18 protein-coding genes and 1 tRNA gene are annotated in these 20049 nt (G+C 61.7%); 4 read left to right on the forward strand and 15 right to left on the reverse strand.

Annotation, left to right across the window (positions count from 1 at the left end; all coding sequences use genetic code 11):
• Nucleotides 1-240 precede the first annotated feature (240 nt).
• The 10 genes from Tam10B_RS06820 to glyA all read right to left on the reverse strand — a co-directional run bounded on the left by Tam10B_RS06820 (nucleotide 241) and on the right by glyA (nucleotide 9795).
• Nucleotides 241-1452 carry a hypothetical protein gene (locus tag Tam10B_RS06820; protein WP_093960500.1) on the reverse strand — a complete coding sequence of 404 codons (1212 nt, stop codon included), beginning with the start codon at nucleotides 1450-1452 and terminating at the stop codon, nucleotides 241-243.
• A 271-nt stretch (nucleotides 1453-1723) separates the two neighbouring features.
• Nucleotides 1724-2461, reverse strand: coding sequence for a histidine phosphatase family protein (locus tag Tam10B_RS06825; RefSeq protein WP_093960501.1), 738 nt, complete (start codon nucleotides 2459-2461; stop codon nucleotides 1724-1726).
• A gap of 1 nt (nucleotide 2462) precedes the next feature.
• A complete protein-coding gene (gene rsfS / locus Tam10B_RS06830) occupies nucleotides 2463-2870 on the reverse strand; it encodes a ribosome silencing factor (protein WP_093960502.1) in 408 nt (135 codons plus the stop codon).
• Nucleotides 2871-2946: 76 nt separating this feature from the next.
• Nucleotides 2947-4323 (reverse strand): bifunctional UDP-N-acetylglucosamine diphosphorylase/glucosamine-1-phosphate N-acetyltransferase GlmU, encoded by a 1377-nt coding sequence (gene glmU / locus Tam10B_RS06835; protein WP_093960503.1) that lies wholly within the window; start codon nucleotides 4321-4323, stop codon nucleotides 2947-2949.
• A 137-nt stretch (nucleotides 4324-4460) separates the two neighbouring features.
• Nucleotides 4461-4531, reverse strand: a tRNA-Gln gene (locus Tam10B_RS06840).
• Nucleotides 4532-4639: 108 nt separating this feature from the next.
• A complete protein-coding gene (locus Tam10B_RS06845) occupies nucleotides 4640-5656 on the reverse strand; it encodes a ribose-phosphate diphosphokinase (RefSeq protein ID WP_093960504.1) in 1017 nt (338 codons plus the stop codon).
• A 106-nt stretch (nucleotides 5657-5762) separates the two neighbouring features.
• Nucleotides 5763-6416, reverse strand: coding sequence for a nicotinate-nucleotide adenylyltransferase (gene nadD, locus Tam10B_RS06850; RefSeq protein WP_408606640.1), 654 nt, complete (start codon nucleotides 6414-6416; stop codon nucleotides 5763-5765).
• A gap of 65 nt (nucleotides 6417-6481) precedes the next feature.
• On the reverse strand, nucleotides 6482-7045 hold the full coding sequence (locus tag Tam10B_RS06855; RefSeq protein ID WP_093960506.1) for a phosphoribosylglycinamide synthetase: 564 nt from the start codon (nucleotides 7043-7045) through the stop codon (nucleotides 6482-6484).
• Nucleotides 7042-8343 (reverse strand): glutamate-5-semialdehyde dehydrogenase, encoded by a 1302-nt coding sequence (locus Tam10B_RS06860; RefSeq protein ID WP_093960507.1) that lies wholly within the window; start codon nucleotides 8341-8343, stop codon nucleotides 7042-7044. Before Tam10B_RS06860 ends, Tam10B_RS06855 begins: the two co-directional genes overlap by 4 nt.
• Before the next feature lie 141 nt (nucleotides 8344-8484).
• Nucleotides 8485-9795: a serine hydroxymethyltransferase gene (glyA, locus tag Tam10B_RS06865; RefSeq protein ID WP_093960508.1), complete on the reverse strand. Its 1311-nt coding sequence runs from the start codon at nucleotides 9793-9795 to the stop codon at nucleotides 8485-8487.
• Between the two features lie 223 nt (nucleotides 9796-10018).
• On the opposite strand from glyA, the gene thrC reads away from it, so the two are divergent.
• Entirely contained in the window at nucleotides 10019-11503 is a 1485-nt protein-coding gene (thrC, locus tag Tam10B_RS06870) for a threonine synthase (protein ID WP_093960543.1), read from the forward strand.
• Between the two features lie 85 nt (nucleotides 11504-11588).
• Here the strand turns inward: thrC and Tam10B_RS06875 are convergent, their stop codons facing one another.
• Together Tam10B_RS06875 and Tam10B_RS06880 are read right to left on the reverse strand one after the other, a co-directional pair.
• Nucleotides 11589-12710 (reverse strand): DUF1648 domain-containing protein, encoded by a 1122-nt coding sequence (locus Tam10B_RS06875; RefSeq protein ID WP_093960509.1) that lies wholly within the window; start codon nucleotides 12708-12710, stop codon nucleotides 11589-11591.
• On the reverse strand, nucleotides 12707-13171 hold the full coding sequence (locus Tam10B_RS06880; RefSeq protein ID WP_093960510.1) for a GntR family transcriptional regulator: 465 nt from the start codon (nucleotides 13169-13171) through the stop codon (nucleotides 12707-12709). The genes Tam10B_RS06875 and Tam10B_RS06880 overlap by 4 nt, the downstream gene beginning before the upstream one ends.
• Before the next feature lie 323 nt (nucleotides 13172-13494).
• Here Tam10B_RS06880 and Tam10B_RS06885 point away from each other — a divergent pair, with 323 nt between their 5' ends.
• On the forward strand, nucleotides 13495-15537 hold the full coding sequence (locus Tam10B_RS06885) for a DUF262 domain-containing protein (RefSeq protein ID WP_093960511.1): 2043 nt from the start codon (nucleotides 13495-13497) through the stop codon (nucleotides 15535-15537).
• A gap of 198 nt (nucleotides 15538-15735) precedes the next feature.
• On the opposite strand, the gene yidC is transcribed toward Tam10B_RS06885, so the two are convergent.
• The 3 genes from yidC to Tam10B_RS06900 all read right to left on the reverse strand — a co-directional run bounded on the left by yidC (nucleotide 15736) and on the right by Tam10B_RS06900 (nucleotide 18616).
• Nucleotides 15736-16665 (reverse strand): membrane protein insertase YidC, encoded by a 930-nt coding sequence (yidC, locus tag Tam10B_RS06890; RefSeq protein ID WP_233133631.1) that lies wholly within the window; start codon nucleotides 16663-16665, stop codon nucleotides 15736-15738.
• Between the two features lie 223 nt (nucleotides 16666-16888).
• Nucleotides 16889-17404 (reverse strand): hypothetical protein, encoded by a 516-nt coding sequence (locus Tam10B_RS06895; RefSeq protein ID WP_093960512.1) that lies wholly within the window; start codon nucleotides 17402-17404, stop codon nucleotides 16889-16891.
• 228 nt (nucleotides 17405-17632) lie between these two features.
• Nucleotides 17633-18616, reverse strand: coding sequence for a D-isomer specific 2-hydroxyacid dehydrogenase family protein (locus Tam10B_RS06900; RefSeq protein WP_093960513.1), 984 nt, complete (start codon nucleotides 18614-18616; stop codon nucleotides 17633-17635).
• A 235-nt stretch (nucleotides 18617-18851) separates the two neighbouring features.
• On the opposite strand from Tam10B_RS06900, the gene Tam10B_RS06905 reads away from it, so the two are divergent.
• Nucleotides 18852-19556: a hypothetical protein gene (locus Tam10B_RS06905; RefSeq protein ID WP_143248587.1), complete on the forward strand. Its 705-nt coding sequence runs from the start codon at nucleotides 18852-18854 to the stop codon at nucleotides 19554-19556.
• Nucleotides 19549-19875: a transcriptional regulator gene (locus Tam10B_RS06910; RefSeq protein ID WP_093960515.1), complete on the forward strand. Its 327-nt coding sequence runs from the start codon at nucleotides 19549-19551 to the stop codon at nucleotides 19873-19875. The genes Tam10B_RS06905 and Tam10B_RS06910 overlap by 8 nt, the downstream gene beginning before the upstream one ends.
• The last annotated feature ends 174 nt before the right edge of the window (nucleotides 19876-20049 follow it).

The raw sequence follows: 20049 nt of genomic DNA on the forward strand, positions 1-20049 counted from the left end.
CCCGGATCCACGCAACCTCGGCGTGTCTCACCCCCGGCTCCCCGGCTTCCGCCCCATCTGGACTACCAAAATCCGGACTCCCAAACTTGGTAGTCGAAACACAACACCGTGAACCCTCACAAGCCACCAAATATGTCACGTTCCGACTACCAAATTTCGGACCATCAAATTTGGGAGTCCGAACGAGACATCGCAGGCAGCATGGTCTGCGATGTCTCGTCTGGACTCCCGAATTTCGGCTTACTGAATAGCAGTGGTGCCGGAGCTGCCCGTGGTGGTGCCGGAGCTGGTACCGCTGTCCGAGCCGCTGGAACCACTCGTGCCGGAACCGGATGAATCGGAACCGGTGCCGCTGGTGCCGGAACCGGAATTCGAACTGCTGGAGCCACTCGTGCCCGAGGTTGAATCCGAGCCCGTGGAACCGCTAGTACCGGAACCGGTCGAATCGGAACCAGTGGAACCGGTGCCGGAGTTCGAGCTGCTCGAACCAGTGCCAGAGGTCGAATCGGAACCAGTGGAACCGGTGCCGGTGCTGCCGCTGGTGCCGGAGGTCGAATCGCTGGAGGAGCCGGTGCCGCTGGTGCCCTTGGTGGACTCGGAGGTGCTGCCGGTGCTTTCGCCCGTGCTCTTGGTGGACTCGTCCGTGGGCTCGTATGCGCTTCCGGTCTTGCCTTCCGTCGGCGTGGTGGTCGTGGCGGTTTCGCTCGGCGTCACGGTCTGGGTGGTCTGCGTCTGCGAGGGCAGGTGGCGACGGACCACGTCGTCGGTGCCCTGACCGTTGGTGAGCAGCAGGACCACGCCGGCGCTGATGCCCACAGCCACGAGCGCGGTGACCACGGAGATGATGATCGCCTTGCGATGGTTCGACTGTTCGGCAGCCTTTGACGCGGCGAGTACGCCCTTGACGTTCTTGGTTCCAGTGCCCGCGGCACCGGAAATGGTGGTACGTCCGCCGCGGGATGCCGTGGATCGGCCGGCAGCGGGCATGACCTGAGTGCCATCGATCGCGGCTCCGGTGGAGGACAGTACGCGAGTGGCGTCGCCGTCCACCGCGGGAAGGGTCTGGGTGCCCTCCCCCACGGCCGGCATGACCTGGGTGCCGTCGGCGGACGCGCCGCCCAGCACCTGAGTGGCGTCGGATTCGGCGGCCTGACCGTCCGCGGACACGCCTGTCGTGGAATCGGATTGCGTGGACTGTTCGGTTTCGGACGACGATTCGGCATCGTCGTCATCGGAATTGATCTGCACGACCTCCTGGATCTTCTTGCCGGATTCGCGCAGTACGTTCTGGTAGACCTGTGAAGCCACCGTGGAGACAATGGAGCCGACCGCCGTGCCGATCACCGAACCCGCGATGCCGATCTTCGCGGAGAACAGGAAGGACGTCACCGCGGCAAGCGCACCGGCGATGACGGGAACGGTCGATATGTTCTTAAAGAACTTCTTGAACAATGGACCCCTCTACAAAAAATTTCAGTTGTGATGTATTCCGTTATCAGGGGTCAGCGTAGACGAAATCACATACGACACGGCGGGAAACCGTTCATCTGCACACAAATTCTCACACTCCGTCACATCCCCGTCACAAGCCGTTCGAATCGATTGACTGACGGACGGGAGGATGTAACGGATACGTAAATGGAGCGTACGGTCATGCATCGGATGAAAACGTGCCGGGCAAGCCTCGCATGACCGTATTTCCATGTCATTTCGCGTCGGTGGCCTACGGAAGTTTGGGATCCGCCCATCCGCCGTTCTCCACGGCGGCCGGCCCCTGATTGAATGACGCGAGACGCCAGCGGATCGTACCGTCCGGCTGGTCCATTGGTATCAGCCGCGCCCAGTGGGCATTGCGCATCGACATCAGCGATGCGAAATCGGGATGCACGACGCTGAGGCCCAGCAGGGTCTGCAGAGTCTGCGAGATCCATGCGCCATGGGAGAACACGAACAGATCAGTGTCGTTCCCGGCGCGATGCGCCCAGTCGTTAACCGCCTCAGCGCCGCGCGCGCCCACGTCACGCTTGTCTTCGGCGCCGTGGTTCATTTCACCGCCACGGAATCCCAGCCATGAGACAAAGTCCTCGGGCCAGCGTTCCTTGATCTCCCGTAGGGTGCGTCCCTCCCAGTCGCCGAAGTCACGCTCGCGTACGCGCGGATCGGGATGCACCTCAAGGCCGAGCGGATCGGCGAACGCGTGGGCGGTCTGCATGGCGCGGATCAGGTCGGAGCTGACGACCAGCTGCTTCGCGGCCGCATGGCCGTCCACGTCGCGCACATAGAGGTTGCGCAACGATTCGCCGGCGCGTTCCACCTGCCACATGCCGGCGCTGTCCAGCGGAATGTCGGTCTGGCCCTGAAGGCGTCCGGCGGCGTTGTACGCCGTGCGCCCGTGACGGACGAGCGTGACCGAACGAACGTGTTCCGCGGCGCCGGGATGGCTCTGGCTGTTCTGCGTCATGTCAGCGCTCCTCTGCCGACGCCGGATCGGCGGACGTGGTCTCCGGATGCTCGAGCTGCAGGTCGATGGCCGGACAGTCGGCCCACAGGCGTTCCAGATCGTAGTATTCGCGTTTGTCGGCGAGCATCACGTGCACCACGAAGTCGCCGTAGTCGAGCAGCACCCATTCACCTTCGGTCTTGCCTTCGCAATTGCGCGCGTCCAGATGGCGGCGTTCATGCAGCTGGCGTTCGACCTCGTCGGCGATGGCCACGACCTGACGGTCTGAGGAGCCCGAAGCGACCAGAAAGGCGTCGGTGATGCCCAACGTCTCGCTCACGTCGAACGCCACGATGTCGGTGGCTTTGATGGAGTCGGCCGCCTGGGCGGCGACACGTACGGAATCGATGGAATCCTGTGCTGCGGGCACGGACGCTCCTTTCACACTGTCGTTGCTGTGTCGTTGCTGTCGCTACGCAGTGCCGGCCCGTAGGCCGGCAATCTGACTATTCGGCGGGCTTCCAGCCCTCGACCACGTGCTGCGTGTTCTCCGAGTAGACCATGGAGTCGGCGGGCACGTCGTGGCGGACCACGGATCCGGCGCCGGTGGTCACTCCGTCGCCCACGGTCACCGGGGCCACGAACAGGTTGCCTGCGCCCACGTGCACGCCGGAGCCGATCTCGGTGTGGTGCTTGCGCTTGCCGTCGTAGTTGGCGGTGATAGTGCCGCCGCCGATGTTGGTGTGCTCACCCACGTGCGCGTCGCCCACGTAGCTCAGGTGCGGCACCTTGGTGCCGTTGTCGATGTGCGCCTTCTTCATTTCCACGAACGCGCCGGCCTTGGTGCCCTCGCCCAGTTCGTTGCCGGGGCGCAGGTAGGTCCACGGACCGATGTTGGCGGCCTTGCCGATGTGGCTGCCCTGCACGCGAGAGCGCTCGACCACGGCCTCCTCGTCGATCACCGCGTCGATCAGCGTGGTGTACGGGCCCACGACGGCACGCTCGCCGACGGTGGTGTGGCCCTGCAGGAAGCTGCCGGGCAGGACGGTCACGTCGCGGGCGAGTTCGACGTCGTCCTCGATCCACGTAGTGTCGGGGTCGAGGATCGTCACGCCGGCACGCATCCACGCCTCGCACACGCGGCGGTTGTGCTGCTTGGCGAGCGAGGCGAGCTGCACACGGTCGTTCACGCCTTCCACGGCCAGCGCGTCGGGCGCGGCGTAGGCGCCCACGCCGCCGAAGCCCTTGGCCTTCTCCAAGGCATCGGTCAGGTAGAACTCGCCCTGGGCGTTGTTGTTGGACAGACCGGCGATGGCCTGCGCCAGCACCTTGGCGTCGAACACGTACACCGACGTGTTCACCTCGTGCACGGCCAGCTCGGAGGAGTTGGCATCCTTCTGCTCCACGATGCGCAGCACGTGGCCCTCGGAATCGCGGATGATACGACCGTAGCCGGTCGGATCATCGAGGATGGTGGTCAGCACGGTGGCGGAGTTTCCGGACGCGGCGTGGAAGTCCATGAGCTGGCGCAGCGTGTCGCTGTCGAGCAGCGGCATGTCGGACGCGGCGATCAGCACGGATCCGTCCAGCTGGCCGTTTGCGGAGAGCTGCTCCATGGCGCACTGCACGGCGCGGCCGGTGCCGGGGATGTCGTCCTGCTGCACGATGGTCACGTTCTCGTCGTACGAACGGGCGGCCGCGGCCACGCGCTCGGCCTGATAGTGCACCACCACGGCCAGAATGCCCGGGTCAAGCGCGCGAATAGACGACATCACACGATTGAGGAACGTCTTGCCGGCCAGAGTGTGCAGCACCTTCGGATCGGCGGACTTCATGCGGGTGCCTTCACCGGCGGCCAGGATAATCGCGGCGCTGAATGCCATGGGAATCTTCACTTTCCTTGTGATCGCGGATCCACATGGATCCGCTGTTGATGGTTGTCGATTGATTATCGTCCGATAATCGTCGATATGGAAAAGGGTCCGAACGACGCGAGCGTCATCGGACCCTTGTGGTCATGCTCCCCCACCTGGACTCGAACCAAGACAAAGGGTTCCAAAGACCCGTGTGCTGCCATTACACCATGGGGGAACGGCGGACGAACCGCCGAGTCTCTATTATGCCATGACCTCGAGAACGTGACGGACGGAACCGCGGCACCGTTGGAATGTCAACCGTACCGCAGTGTGTCGCGATCGGTCAGGCGAACAGGAATCCCTGTCCGTGATGGGTCGGATAGGTGTCGAACAGCTCGGCCACCGAACCGTCGTTGAACACGGCCTTGATGGCGCTGGCCAGCAGCGGGGCGATGGACAGCACGGTCAGGCCTTCCCAACGCTTCTCCACCGGGATCGGCACGGTGTCGGTGAGCACGATCTCACGCGCGCCGCAGTTCTTGAGACGCTCCACCGCGGGACCGGACAGCACGCCGTGCGTGGCGGCCACGGTGATGGACTTGGCACCGGCGTCCTTGAGCACCTGGCATGCACTGGCGATCGTACCGGCGGTGTCGATCAGATCGTCGACGAGCACGCAGTCCTTGCCCTTGACGTCACCGACCACACGGTTGGCGACGGTGTGGTTCGGGCGCGTGATGTCACGGGTCTTGTGCACGAATGCCAGCGGGCATCCGCCAAGACGCTGGGCCCACTGCTCGGCCACCTTGATGCGGCCGGCATCGGGCGACACGACGGCGATGTTGGACAGGTCAAGACGGTCACGCACATAATCCACCAGCACCGGCATGGCGATGAGATGGTCCACCGGACCGTCGAAGAAGCCCTGGGACTGCGCGGCGTGAAGGTCGACGCTCATGATGCGGTCGGCACCGGCGGTCGCCAGCAGGTCGAAGACCAGACGGCAGGAGATGGGCTCACGTCCGAGGTGCTTCTTGTCCTGACGGGAATAGCCGAGCATCGGGCACACGGCGGTGATGGAACGGGCCGAAGCACGCTTGAGTGCGTCGATCATGATGAGCTGCTCCATGATCGACTTGTTCACCGGCGTGGTGTGGCTCTGCAGAACGAAGACGTCGGCGCCACGCACCGATTCGGTGTAGCGCACATACATCTCGCCATTGGCGAAATCATACGACGTCGTCTCCAGAATATCGATGCCAAGCTGGTCCGCCACATCGGTGGCCAGCCTGGGATGGGCCCTTCCGGTGACGAGAATGAGGTTCTTATCAGGCTTTCCTTCAAGGATTGCGCTCACCATATCTCCAAACGTGTGTGAGGTCCGACGACAATTGCCCACTATAGAGGCCGACTTTGACAGCCAACCTATGCTCAGGCCGTGATTTTCCTTGGAATATCAATGATGATCAGTGATAGAGGCCGTGTTTCGAGATGTACTGAACCACGCCGTCCGGCACGAGATACCACACCGGTTCGCCGTCGCGGCTGCGGCGGCGCACATCCGTCGACGAGATCGCCAGCGCGGGGATCTCGAGCATGTCGACCGCACGCGCCGGCACGTCCAGCGTCTGCAGGTCAGGCGAGTATCCGGGACGGGAGACTGCCACGAAATGAGCGAGTCCCCACATCTCGTCGGCGTCCTTCCACCGCATGATCTCGGCCACCGCGTCCGCTCCGGTGATAAAGAACAGCTCGGCGTCCGGACGGGCCGCATGGATGTCGCGCAGCGTGTCGATCGTGTAGGTCACGCCGGGACGGTCGATATCCACGCGGGAGACGGTGAACTGCGGGTTCGACGCCGTGGCGATCACGGTCATCAGATACCGGTCCTCGGCATTGGTCACGGCCTTGTCGAGCTTGAACACGGGCCGGCCGGTGGGTACGAACACCACCTCGTCGAGGTCATACACCCACGCCACCTCGGACGCGGCCACAAGATGACCGTTGTGAATCGGGTCGAACGTTCCGCCCATGATGCCGATGCGCGGAACACGATGCCGATTGCCACGCGCCGAACGACGGCCCCACGAGCCCTTGCCCAGCCCGCTGAGCTCAGACATGTTCCGCGACGGCAGCTCGTTCAAGGCGGACGAGTCGTTCATGGAGGATTCGCTCGCCGTGCCGCTCATGCCTGACCCCCGGCGCGCTGCTCCGCGTCCTCGACCTTCGACTCGTTTTCCACCTCGCTGGCGCTGCCGCTGGAATCCGGGTCGATGCGGTCCATGTCCTCGTCCCATTCCTCCTGCACCACGCGGCGGATCTCCGCGAACGTGGGCAGCGGGAAGCCTGGCTGGAACCGCTTGCGGATCTCCGCCACCTGCTCCGAGATACGAATCAGCACGTCGGTCATGCCGTCGATGCTGTTCTCGCGCTCGCATTCGCGGAAGCGGGAGATGTACTCCTCCATCATCTTCACGTGTCCGGTGATGACTCTCAGCTCGTCGCCCTGCACATCGACTACGTCCTCGGCGTCCGTGTCGGGCCAGCCGATCAGCACCGCGTCCGCATACTCCAGCGCGGCGCGCTGCGGCGCCGTGGGAATGCCGTCCTCGATCTGCACCAGGAACACGTAGCGGACGATGCTCAGTCGTTCCGCGGCCACGCGCAGCCATATGTTGCGTTCTCCGGAGGCTTCGGCCCGGCGGACCATCTCGTCGAAGTCGTACTCGTTCTCGTTGTTCTCGCTCATGCGCGCACCTGTCCCGTTCCGTATCCGATCCACTTGGTCGTCGTCAGCTCCTCCAGTCCCATGGGGCCGCGGGCGTGCATCTTCTGCGTGGAGATGCCGAGTTCGGCGCCCAGTCCGAACATGCCGCCGTCGGTGAAGCGCGTGGAGGCGTTGACCATCACCACGGCCGAGTCGATGCGGCTGGTGAAGCGTTCGATATGCGAGTAGTCCTCGGAGATGATCGCCTCGGTGTGGCCGGTGGAGTACGTGTTGATATGGTCGATGGCCTCGTCGAGCGAGTTCACCACCTTGATGCCCATCTCGTAGTCGAGATATTCGGTGGACCAGTCCTCGTCGGTGGCGGGTTCGATGTCGAGTCCGTCGATGCCGGCGTTGACGATGATGCTCAGCGAGGCCTCGTCGGCGTGCAGCCTCACGCCATGCTCGGTGAGCGCATGCGCCACCACGGGGAGGAACTCCTCCGCGACCGACGCGTGCACGAGCAGCTTCTCCGCGGCGTTGCACACGCCCACGCGCTGCGTCTTGGCGTTGATGATGATCGGCAGCGCCTTGGCGAGGTCTCCCGATTCGTCGACGTAGATATGGACGTTGCCCGCGCCGGTCTCGATGACCGGCACCTTGGAGTTCTCCACCACGGCGCGGATCAGGCCGGCGCCGCCGCGCGGCACCAGCAGGTCGATGTGGCCGCGCGCCTGCATCATGGCGGTGGCGCCGTCACGGCCGAACCGGTCGACGCTGGCCACCAGCGACGGATCGAAGCCGTGGGCGGTCAGCACGTCGCCGATCACCGCAAGCGTGGCCTCGTTGGTGCGTCGGGCGGCGTGGCCGCCACGCAACAGCGCTGCGTTGCCCGACTTGAGGCACAGCGATGCCACGTCGACGGTCACGTTCGGACGGGCCTCGTAGATCATGCCGATCACGCCGATCGGCACGCGGATCTGATTGAGTCGCATGCCATTGGGCAGATTGCGGCCTCGCACCATCTCCCCCACCGGGTCCGGCAGCGTAGCCACGTTGCGTACACCATCCACGGTGGATGCGATGCGGTTCGCGTCGAATCGCAGACGATCGAGCAATCCCTGGCTCATGCCTGATTCGCGAGCCTCGGCCATGTCCTCGGCGTTGGCGCGTTCGATGGTCTCGGCGGCGGCTACCAGAGCGTCGGCGATGTCGAGCAGCAGCGCGTTCTTGACCTCGGTGTTCGCCCCTGCAAGCGCTCGTTGGGCGTGTGCGGCCTCGTCGGCCATGGCGCACACCGCGTCGAAGACGCCGTCCGCCGGGCTGTTCTGTTCGGCCATGAAACTCCCCTCCGTATGCGTGAAACGTCCGTTCATGCCAATATACCGCCATATCCTCCCCAAGGCGGGGTGGACATGGCGGTATATGTCAACGTCAGCGACGACCGTCAGCGACGGTCATCGAACACCGACCGGTGGGGATCAGTGCACCTGATCGAGTCCCGGGTACAGCGGGAAGTCCTCGACGAGCTTGTCGACGCGGGCCTTGAGTGCCTCCACATCGGCGGACTTGCCGGCGGCGAGCGCGGTGCCGATGATGTCGGCCACCTCCTCGTATTCCTTGGGTCCGAAGCCGCGGGTGGCCAGGGCGCTGGTGCCGATGCGCAGACCGGAGGCCACGGAGGCCGGGCGCGGGTCGAACGGCACGGTGTTGCGGTTGATGGTGATGCCGCACTGGGCGAGCAGGTCCTCGCCCTGCTGGCCGTCCATCTCGCTGTTGCGCAGGTCCACCATCACCAGGTGCACGTCGGTGCCGCCGGTGAGCACGGAGATGCCGTTGGCCTTCACGTCGTCGGCGGTGAGGCGGTCGGCGAGGATCTTGGCGCCGTCGAGCGTGCGCTGCATGCGGTCCTTGAATTCGGGGGTGCCGGCCACCTTGAAGCTCACGGCCTTGCCGGCGATCACGTGCATGAGCGGGCCGCCCTGCTGGCCGGGGAACACGGCGGAGTTGAGCTTCTTGGCGTACTCCTGCTTGGCCAGGATGAAGCCGGAGCGCGGGCCGCCGAGCGTCTTGTGCGCGGTGGAGGACACCACGTCGGCGTACGGCACCGGGCTCGGGTGGAGTCCGGCGGCGACCAGACCGGCGAAGTGGGCCATGTCGACCCAGAACTTGGCGCCGACCTCGTCGGCGATCTCCTTCATGGCCTTGAAGTCTTCGATGCGCGGGTAGGCGCTCCAGCCGCCGATGATCATGGCGGGGTGGGTTTCCAGCGCGCGCTGGCGGATGATCTCCGGATCGATGCGGAAGGTCTCCGGGTTCACGCCGTAGGCTTCGGCGTGGTAGAAGCGGCCGGAGAAGTTGATCTTCATGCCGTGGGTGAGGTGGCCGCCGTGGTCGAGCGCCAGACCGAGCACGGTGTCGCCGGGCTTGACGAGCGCCTGGTAGACGGCGGCGTTGGCCTGGGCGCCGGAGTGGGGCTGCACGTTGGCGTATTCGGCGCCGAACAGTTCCTTGGCGCGGTTGCGGGCGATGGTCTCGAGCTTGTCGACCTGCTCGCATCCGCCATAGTAGCGGCGGCCCGGGTAGCCTTCGGCGTACTTGTTGGTCAGCACGGAGCCCTGCGCCTGCAGCACGGCACGCGGCACGAAGTTCTCGGAGGCGATCATCTCGAGGCCGTCCTGCTGACGATGCAGCTCTCCGGTCAGGATATCGGCGATCTCGGGATCGGCCTCGGCAATCGGCGCGTTGAACGCGTCGCCCGGCTTCTGGGGGTAGGACGTCTGTTCCGTCATGGTGCTCCTCACTTCGTTGCACACGGATGTTGAATGACCCGTTCAGTTTAGGACGGCGTTTGTAACGAACCAATTCACACAACGGTTTTGTCTCATAAACGTTGTGCGTTAGCCGCGGTCATGCGCAAGCCGTATGAGATGGATGACCGTGCTTGCCCAGCGCTGCCGGTAGACTGGCGGCTGTCCACACAATGTTTTCTAGGAGATTCCGAGGGTTTTGACCGTGACCACTTTCCACAGCACGCGCAGCACCACCGATTCGCTCACCGCCAAGCAGGCCATCCGCAAGGGCATCGCCGACGACGGCGGTCTGTTCGTCTCCGATTCGCTGGGTTCCGAACACGTCGATATCGCCTCCCTGGCGGGCAAGAGCTACCAGCAGATCGCGCAGACCGTGCTCGCCAAGCTGCTGCCGGACTTCACCGAGGAGGAGCTGGCCGACTGCATCCGCGAGGCCTACGGCGACCAGTGGTCCGATCCGGCCATCACGCCGCTCAAGCCCCTGGGCGACGACTACATCCTCGAACTGTTCAACGGCCCGACGAGCGCCTTCAAGGATGTGGCGCTGCAGATCCTGCCGCGGTTCATGGCGCGTACCACGCCGGCGGACGGCGATCCGGACGAGAAGATCATGATCCTCACCGCCACGTCCGGCGATACGGGCAAGGCCGCGCTGGCCGGCTTCGCCGACGCGCCGGGCACCGCCATCACCGTGTTCTATCCGGAGGGCAAGGTCAGCCAGGTCCAGCAGCTGCAGATGACCACGCAGGCCGGCGCCAACGTGAACGTGTGCGCGGTCAAGGGCAACTTCGACGATGCGCAGACCGCCGTCAAGCGCATCTTCGGCGACAAGGATCTTGCTTCCGAGCTCGCCGACAAGTCGCACACGGTGCTCTCCTCCGCCAATTCGATCAACGTGGGCCGTCTGGTGCCGCAGGTGGTGTACTACTTCGCCGCCTACGCGCAGCTGCTCGAGGATCAGGTGATCAACGTGGGCGACGAGGTGGAGTTCTGCGTGCCCACCGGCAACTTCGGCGACATCCTGGCCGGTTACTACGCCAAGCTGCTCGGCCTGCCGGTCAAGCACCTGATCGTCGCCTCCGACAAGAACAACGTGCTGTTCGACTTCCTGACCACGGGCACGTACAACCGTCAGCGCCCGTTCTTCCAGACCATCTCCCCCTCGATGGACATCCTCGTCTCGTCGAACCTGGAGCGCATGCTCTACTACTTCTCCGAGAAGGACACCCGTCTGATCTCCATGCTCATGAACGACCTCAACCAGTGGGGCGCGTTCGAGGTGCCCGAGCAGATGCTGGCCAAGATCCGTTCCCTGTTCGGCTGCGGCTGGGCCGATGAGGATCAGGTGCGCGAGTCGATTCACGACTGCTGGGAGAAGAACCATTACGTGATCGATCCGCACACGGCGTGCGGCTACTTCGTGATGCAGCAGATTCCGCGCGACCCGCTGACGCCGCGCGTGCTGCTGAGCACCGCCAGCCCGTACAAGTTCCCGCGTGTGGTCAACGAGTCGCTCGGTCTGGACGCCGAGGGCACCGACTTCGAGTGCATGGATGTACTCGCCAAGGCCACCGGCACGACGGCTCCGGCCGCGCTGCGAGGACTGGAGACCGCTGACGTGCGTTTCGACGACGTGGTGGAGATCGACGCGATGAAGGACTACGTCCGCACCGCCGCCGAAAAGTAGGCCGTTCGCCGGGCGGTGCCCGGTAAACGCAACACGTTTATGCCGGCTCTCCTCGATGAGGGAGCCGGCATTATTGTATGGATCGCTATATCATCACAGCAAAGGCGATGCTGCCGAGGCATAGAGCCATCAGCGCGAGCATGATCACCCATGTGAGCGGGCGGGCGAAGTTGCACGTCCAGCCCACGCCGAAGCGCTTGGGCACCATCACAGCCGGATCGTCGGGATTCCAGTAGAACACGCCCGCCTTCCAATGCCGGTCGTCGTCGGAAGCCGCATCGCGGTCATCATCGGCACGGCTCGCCGCATAGACCCGCGAGCCGTTCTGTCCGTAGATCAGTCCGATCATCACCGCGGCCGCGAGCGCGGCAACGGCGACGACCATCATGATCAGTCCGATCATGTCGAGACCCACCACGCCGATCATGCTCAGCTGCAAGCCCAGACCGATGCCCATCGCCACCAGCGGGCCGGCCACGATCAGGTAGACGCTCCACACCTTCAAAAACACGCCATATGCGTAGGCGGAGGATACGGGACGATTCGGGTTGATCGGCTTCTTCGCATGCAACAGCACCAGATGCGAAACCGTCATCAGAACGGCAAGCATCAGCTGCAGTCCGACGGCATACCATATGAGTATCGGACTCTTGTCCACCCATGAGTCGATCTCGCCAGCGGCGTTCATATGCATGGGCACCCGCTGCGGCATGTCGGAGTATCCCAGATTTCCCACAACGAGCGTGACGGCGAGCGCGGGAACATGCAACAGCTCCCATGTGAGCCCCAGCGGGCGCGGCATTCTCTCCCCCACCAGCACAGTCCGGCGTGACGAGTCCGTCTTCCAACCGTGTTCGTGTTTGAGTGTCAGCATATGCCGACGGCAGATCTGTTGCGCGGCAAATCCGACCGGCAGCTGCAGCAGCATAGCCACGGTCATGATCACCATGGCCGAGACGGCGCCACGACGCCACCACATCAGGGCTGCGATGACGATCATGATGACCGCGGCCATGCTCACCGCCGCAGCGTAGGCACGCTTGAGTCCGCGCACCTGATCGTCCGTATGCGCGCTGCTCGGCACGGAGACGCCGAAGCATTCGCGCCGGTCGGCCACCCATGGCATCGCAGCCATGGCGATGGCGACGAGCGCGGCCAGCAGAAACGTAATCAGCGTCATGATCGTGACGCTTGTCGTCGTGTTCATGATGACCTCCTTGACGAGACATCGTTGCCGGAACGTCGTCCCTCATCCCGGCTCGGGTTCTGCAACCCGTAGATCGATGCGCATTGGTGGCGTACGGTGTCGAGGAACGACTCCGCCGTGCCGCCGCGTGCCTTGTGCTCAAGGATGATTCGGCGCAGCTCATTATTCATGGCGGACCATTGCGCGCCATCCACGGCGGCCGAACCATGGCCTGCTTCGTCACGACGTTCGGCGACGACCGCACCGGATCCTCGGCGCATGTTCAGGTATCCGTCGTCGCGCAGCAATGCGTAGGCCTTGTTGACGGTGTGCAGATTGACGCCGAGATCCACGGCCAGCGATCGGACGCTGGGCAGTTTGTCACCGGGGACCAGTTCGCCATTGGCGATGGCCTCGATGACCTGTCGCCGCAGCTGTTCGTAAATGGGCACGTCGTCGCTTTGATCGATTTCGATGATCACCGTAACCTCCCCTCACATCAAGGTATGCTATTTGTTATAGATCAACTATAACACTTTTGAGATCAATACCCCCTAGTACTTCCCTATTTTTAATTTGACGATAACCGCAGGAACGAGACATACACACCCCTCCATACTTCGGAAATATGTAAAATCACCACAACCGCAATCCACAGCACAAATACCCCCTCCAATACCCTTCTGAGAGTCCAACATATGTACATTTATGCATTCACCGATCAACAGTGTTGTTGAATACGTAATGAAACGAATGCAGCAATGTCCGTTCGTCCCGCTCGAGAACCATCAAGGAGGGTAGATTCGTGCACGGCGATGCGAAGAGACTGACGAAGATGCTTCAGGGAGCCAGTACCCGTTTTGTCATTCCCATCTATCAGAGAAACTACGACTGGAAACGAGAACAATGTCAGAGATTGTTCGACGACTTGGAAGACGTGGCCCACGAGAATCGCCAATCACACTTCTTCGGCAGTATCGTGTCGCAGTCAGATTACGACGACAGGCGGATCCTTATTGATGGGCAGCAGCGCATCACCACTACGTATCTTCTCTTGGCGGCGCTATTGACACAAATACAGCAAAACCATATCGAAGTCAATCGTGCCAACCTTTACGATTTCATACGATACGAATATCTTGTGGACCGTTACGATGAGAGCGATCAAAAACTCAAGCTTAAGCTTGTCAAGGACGATCAGAATGCCCTCGCACAAGTCATGAACGGCAACGAGGAAAATTTCGTGGAGGGGTCCAACATCACCGAGAACTATAGGTACTTCCTCGACCGCATCTCCCACACCGATCTCAACGCCGATCAACTCAAAGATGCAATCGAAAGCCTAGAAGTCATAGACATCAGACTCGAACCAGACGACGACGCACAGCTCATTTTCGAGAGCCTGAATTCAACTGGTCTGGGGCTCAGTGAAGGGGATAAGATCCGGAACTTCATCTTGATGAATCTTCCGGAAGCCGAACAAGAGGCCTACTACGAGAAGTACTGGAACCCAATCGAGCAAAACACCGATTATGATGTCAGTGCTTTCATCCGCGACTATCTCACTTCAAGAACCCGAAGAACCCCCGTCATCAATCGCGTCTATCCCGTTTTCCGCAAGTTCGCCACAAACCACGAAATGGAACCCTTGCTCCAGGAGCTTCTGAGGTTTTCGGAATATTACGGTTTCATTATTGGCAGACTGCATACCGATCCCAATACGGAAATCGCACTGCATCGACTAGGACTACTTGAAATGGGAGTAGTGAACCCATTCCTTCTCTCCGTTTTGGAGTATTCGGATAGCGGACACCTTTCGCGCGAAGATCTTGTCAACGCACTCGACGTCGTGGAGAATTACCTGTTCAGGCGCTGGGTATGCGGTATCGGCACCAACGCACTGAACAAGGTGTTCGAGGATCTGCACTACGAGGCCCTTCGAGCAGTATCCGACGGTGCGGAATACTGCGAAGCTCTTAAATACGCGTTACTACGCAGGGAAGCCAGCAGCCGCTTCCCCCGTGACGAAGAATTCAAACAGGCGTATTGGAATCGCAACTTCTACGCCATCGGTCGCAAACGCCTGTATCTGTACGACCGACTGGAAAACTCCGACAACGTGGAACGCGTCAACATCGTTACCATGCTCGAGGATGGGGTTCTTTCCGTCGAGCACATCATGCCGCAAACTCTCTCACGACAGTGGCGGGAGAGTCTTGGAGAGGATGCTTCCGTCACTCATAAGGAATGGCTGAACCGTATGGGAAACCTGACCCTCACAGGGTATAACTCACAGTATTCAAACAGCGAATTTCTCGAGAAACGCAATCGTGATCACGGTTTCGCCGATAGCGGCCTCAAGCTGAATCGTTACGTCGCGAGTTGCGACACATGGGGACGGAACGAAATTCTTCAACGGCAAGAGCTTATCTGGAAACGCTTCCTAACGATATGGCCGCAAATCGATACGACGTACCACCCCACAGTCAAGGAACACGAGCAGCACTCTCTCGACGAAGACTTCGACTACCGAAACCGCAAGATAGCCGCATATACGTTCCAAGGAGCACGACATACGACAAAAACATGGGTAGAGGCAATCCGAGGTGTTCTGGTCTCCTTGTACGAAATCGCGCCGGCCACGATTCACGCGATCGCGGACAGCGACAGATTCCCCGCTCGATACTTCTCTCACTCACAAATAAATCGCGGGTTCGAGGTATCAAATAACCTCTGGTTCAATCCAGAGAGCAATACACCAACCAAGATCGGCATAATGCGGAGGATCATCGAAAAAATACCTGAAGTGGAGAGTACCGATCTCTCTTTTGAGCTATATGACGAATAACGATCTCCGGCTCATGCCGATAGTCCACACTGTTCACACTCGAAACGCCATTGACATCAGGCAATAGGAGTCATCGGCAATTGCCGACAGTATCAAGACCCCGGCCGACGAGTGGCCGTTGCAGGGCCAGATCGCCGCACCACATTCGACAGCACGGGATCAGACCCCACACCAGCCACTTCGGACACCTCCCTGTCTTCAGGAATTCGGCCTCGTTGCATTTCGACGATTCGAGCAACGTCCACGGTCCTCAAGGGACGGCAGTCCGGCGAGACCGCGACGGCGATTCTCGCGGTCACGGTCTCGCAGAGCCTTGCGCTCGCCGGCGATGGAATCGGGGGCGGGGAACCAGTGCAGTTGCACGAGCGTCTGGCCGAGGTTCCACAGGTTGTTGGTCACCCAGTAGATCAACACGCCGAACGGCAGCGTGAATCCGGAGAATACGTAGATCAGCGGGAATGCGAACACCGTCACCTTCTGCATGCGAAACTGCGGGGACTTCATGATCTCGCGGGACGTGTTGCGGTGCGTCAGCAGCCACTGCATCACCAGCAGAGTGACGCACATCAACGCCACGATCAGGCCGATGGCGACGCGCTCCCCCGCCCCGCTCGCGGTCATGAACGTGTCGGCCACGCGCACGCCCAGGAATCGCGACGACTCAATGTCGCCGGCGACAGCACGACCGAGACCGCCGATCGCGGGCGTTGCACCGTTCGCGATCATCGGCAGACGCTGCAGTGTGTAGAACAGCGAGCACAGCACCGGCATCTGCACGAGCGCCGGCAGGCATGAGCCCATGGGATTCGCGCCCTCCTTGCGGTACAGCTCCATGGTTTCGCGCTGCATGGCCTCCTGCGAGCGCGGGTCCTTTCGCGAGGCGTATTTGCGTTGGATGCGTTGGAGTTGCGGCTGGATGGACTGCATGCGCCGCATGGATGCCATCTGGCGTATGAACAGCGGCAGCAGGCAGAGGCGGATGACGAGCACCAGCCCCATGATGGACAGGCACCAGGCGAGGCCCGGTCCGTCGGGCATGCCGAGGGCGACGAGCAGCGCGTGGCCAAGGATAAGTAGTTGGGCGATCAGCCATTCCAACGGCTGAAGAACGGTGGTGATGAATTGCATGATGATGTCCTGACGGGTGGGTGTACCGCTACGCGTTGTCGTGAAACAGTAGCGTGAAACATGTGGAACACGTATGGGGATAGTTGTTTCACGGAGATGGGAGTGGTACGCGAATAATGAATCTGAATAAGTCATAAGGTGGCGTCACCTCATCCGTCCGACTTTGTCGGACACCTTCCCCTCAAGGGGAAGGAAAAGAGAAAAGATGAGAGGCGGGCAATATTCAGATTCGGGGGTCAGGAAGGGAGAAGCGGGCCCAGCGCGGCACCCATTGCGGGCGGGCCCAGGAGCGTGCGGCGTCGGCGACGTGCCGATCGCAACGCAGGGTGGACGGCAGGCCGAGCGCCAGACGCAGCAGCTCGCCGACCGTCGACGATGTCATCGCAACGGCGACCAGCATTACCATGGTCAGTGCACACAGCATGATCGCGATGCCGCAGATCATCAGCGCGCCACCGAACGACGTTGAGTCCGCACCGGCCGTGGAGGCCATATCGCCCATGCTGTTCATGCCGAACACCAGCGACGCCATGATCGCGGATACGATCAACGATGCCATGGCACCGTATGGCAGCAGTCGCGCGGAGACACCACCCTCGGACCGCAGTCGCGCCGAGGTCGCGGTGAGATGCGTACGAATGAGCGCGGACAGCACGCCCAGCACGATCAACGGCAGAACGGTCATGATGAACACGGCATACTCCACCCGCATGGCGAGCGGCATGCCGGAGAACATCATGGTCGAACCTTTCCGTATTGCGCGAACATCACGAAGAATACGTGTTCATCATAGGTCGGATGCCGCACCATCCGCGGAATGACATCCGGGACCCTCCCTCAGTCCGACTACGTCGGACAGCTCCCTCCCCGGGAGGGAGCACGTCCTCTTCATCGTCGTTCTCCCTCCGAGGCAGGGAGATGTCGGGACGAAGTCACGACAGAGGGAGGGATCAGCACCGGAAACCTCTTACGCGATGCGCGTGCGGAAATCGCCGTCAACGATCGCGGCGCGGATGCCGTCGACCGAGCAGGAGACCATACTGCGCACGGCGGCGTCGGTGTAGAACGCCATGTGCTGGGTCATCACCACGTTGGGGAACTGACGCAGGTAGGCGATGCCGCGGTTGGTGAGAATGTCGGTGCGGCGGTCGCGGTGGATCAGGTCTCCTTCGGTCTCCACGGTGTCGAGCCCGAGTCCGCCGATCTTCTCGGCCTCGATGTTGTCGATCAGCGCGTCGAGGTCCATAAGCTCGCCGCGGGCGCAGTTGATGAGCACCACGCCGTCCTTCATCTTGGCGATGGTCTCGCGGTTGATGATGTGGAATGTGGAGTCGAGCAGCGGCATGTGCAGCGTGATCACGTCGCTCTGCGCGTATAGAGTCTCCAGATCCACGTATTCGGCATGCTCGGCGACCTTCGGGTTCGGATGCGGATCGTAGGCGAGGATGCGGCAGCCGAAGCCGGTGAGACACTGGATCACGGTGGCGCCGATGCGGCCGGTTCCCATCACGCCGACGGTGAGATTGCGCAGCTCGCGGCCCTGTAGCCCTTCGAGCGAGAAATCGTAGACCTGGCCGCGCCACAGGGCGGGCTTGTAGTTGCGCAGCACGAGCAGGATGAACATCACCGTGTATTCGGCCACGCCGTTGGGCGCGTAGTCGGCGTTGAGCACCATGATGCCGCGGCGCTTGGCGGCGTTGAGGTCGATATGGTTGTAGCCGATGGTGCGCGTGGCGACCACCTTGACTCCGGCGTCGGCGAGCGCGTCGATCATCGCGGCGTCGATGTGGCTCTGGCCGAGGATGCTCACGCCGTCGCAGCCGGCCGCAAGACCGACGTTGGACGGGTCGAGACATTCGGCGTGGAGCTCGACATCCACGCCGACCCGGTTCGATTCGTCGGTGAATGATTCGCGTTCGTCGTCGCGCACTTCGAAAGCGGCGATCTTCATATTCGGTTCTCCTTGACTGACATCGTTGACTTCACTGGCGTCCGGCGATGTGCGGCCTGTCTTTTCACGACCGCCATACGGTTCGATCAGTTCGCCGGACGCGATCCGTATGCCATCTTAGCGAGCGCGACACGCGAACTTCTTTCCATCTTGGAAAGAGGTATGCTTTCCACAACGGAAAGAGGTTTTTCTCGATCCATACCACCGTTCACCGGTTCATCGTCGGGAGGATGCGATGACAGACGAAACACGAAACCCGGAGGCCGATTCGCAGGCCGCAGCAACCGATTCAGAAAAGGAAAGGACCGACATGCCCATCGACACGGCCACAGCCCCCGTCATGACGAATACCGTTGCAGACGGCGGCAAAGCCACACCCTCAAGCCCCGCTCCCGGAATCGACGCCCTCGGAGCCATGGATGCGCTGAACAGCCTGCATGAACTGAATTCAGACCGAGATCGCATGGCCAAACGATCGGAGCGCGGGATGAGAGCAATGTGTGTTCGCGCTTCCTGGATTTACGGCCTCATGGCCTTCGTCTATTGGGGTGTCGGTTTGATGTTTGGCGGATATTTCTATTCGGATATTGGATATATCACCATCATGGCGGCATTAGCGCTGCTCATGATCGCCGCATTCGTTGTTATCATCCGTTACCAAAAAGCCACCGGCATATCGGCGTTCACCCTGGCTCCAAATAAACGCAAAGCCGCCCACGACACTCAATTCATTGTCGCCAGCATCTCGACCACGGTTGCACAGATAGTGCTGCCCTGGATCGGTTTCGCATGGGGATTCATCGGCGGCAATTGGATCGGAGCCGTCGTCCTTGCCGTGCTCACCGCGCTGGCGATCTATGGGCTGGAACGCTGGCACATCCGGGAATGGACCCGCGTAAGCAGGCTCCCCGTTGTTCCGGAGGAGGATCCACATGCCTGATAAATCAAACGATTCTCCGATTGAGCCGAAGTTTGACGAGACGATTCACGCGCCGATCCGACTGCGGATCTGCGGAATGCTCGACGCGTACGGCAAGCTGCGGTTCGACGCGCTGCGGGACACGCTCGACGTGAGCGACGCCGTCTGCTCCAAGCATCTGAAGACGCTCGCAGACCGTGGATACGTGACACTGAGCAAGAAGGCGGAACGTGACAGCGGCAAGGGCTACAAGGTCACCTGGGTATCGTTCACCGACGTCGGACGAACCGCCTTCCAAGCCCACGTCGCCGCTCTGAAGCAGATCGTCGCCGGCGGCTAGCCGATCTTCCCCGGCTCTCCTCTCCGAGTGGAGCTGTCACCGCAGGTGACTTGAGGGGAGGTGCGGCCGAGCACCAACCAAGCTCCGAACACGGTCACCTCATCCGTCCGGCTTTGCCGGACACCTTCCCCTCGAGGGGAAGGACAAGGGGAAACACCATCTCCCCTCAGCGAG

Origin of the sequence: Bifidobacterium vansinderenii, assembly GCF_002234915.1 — a bacterium.
In the GTDB taxonomy this organism is placed as follows: Bacteria; Actinomycetota; Actinomycetes; order Actinomycetales; family Bifidobacteriaceae; genus Galliscardovia; species Galliscardovia vansinderenii.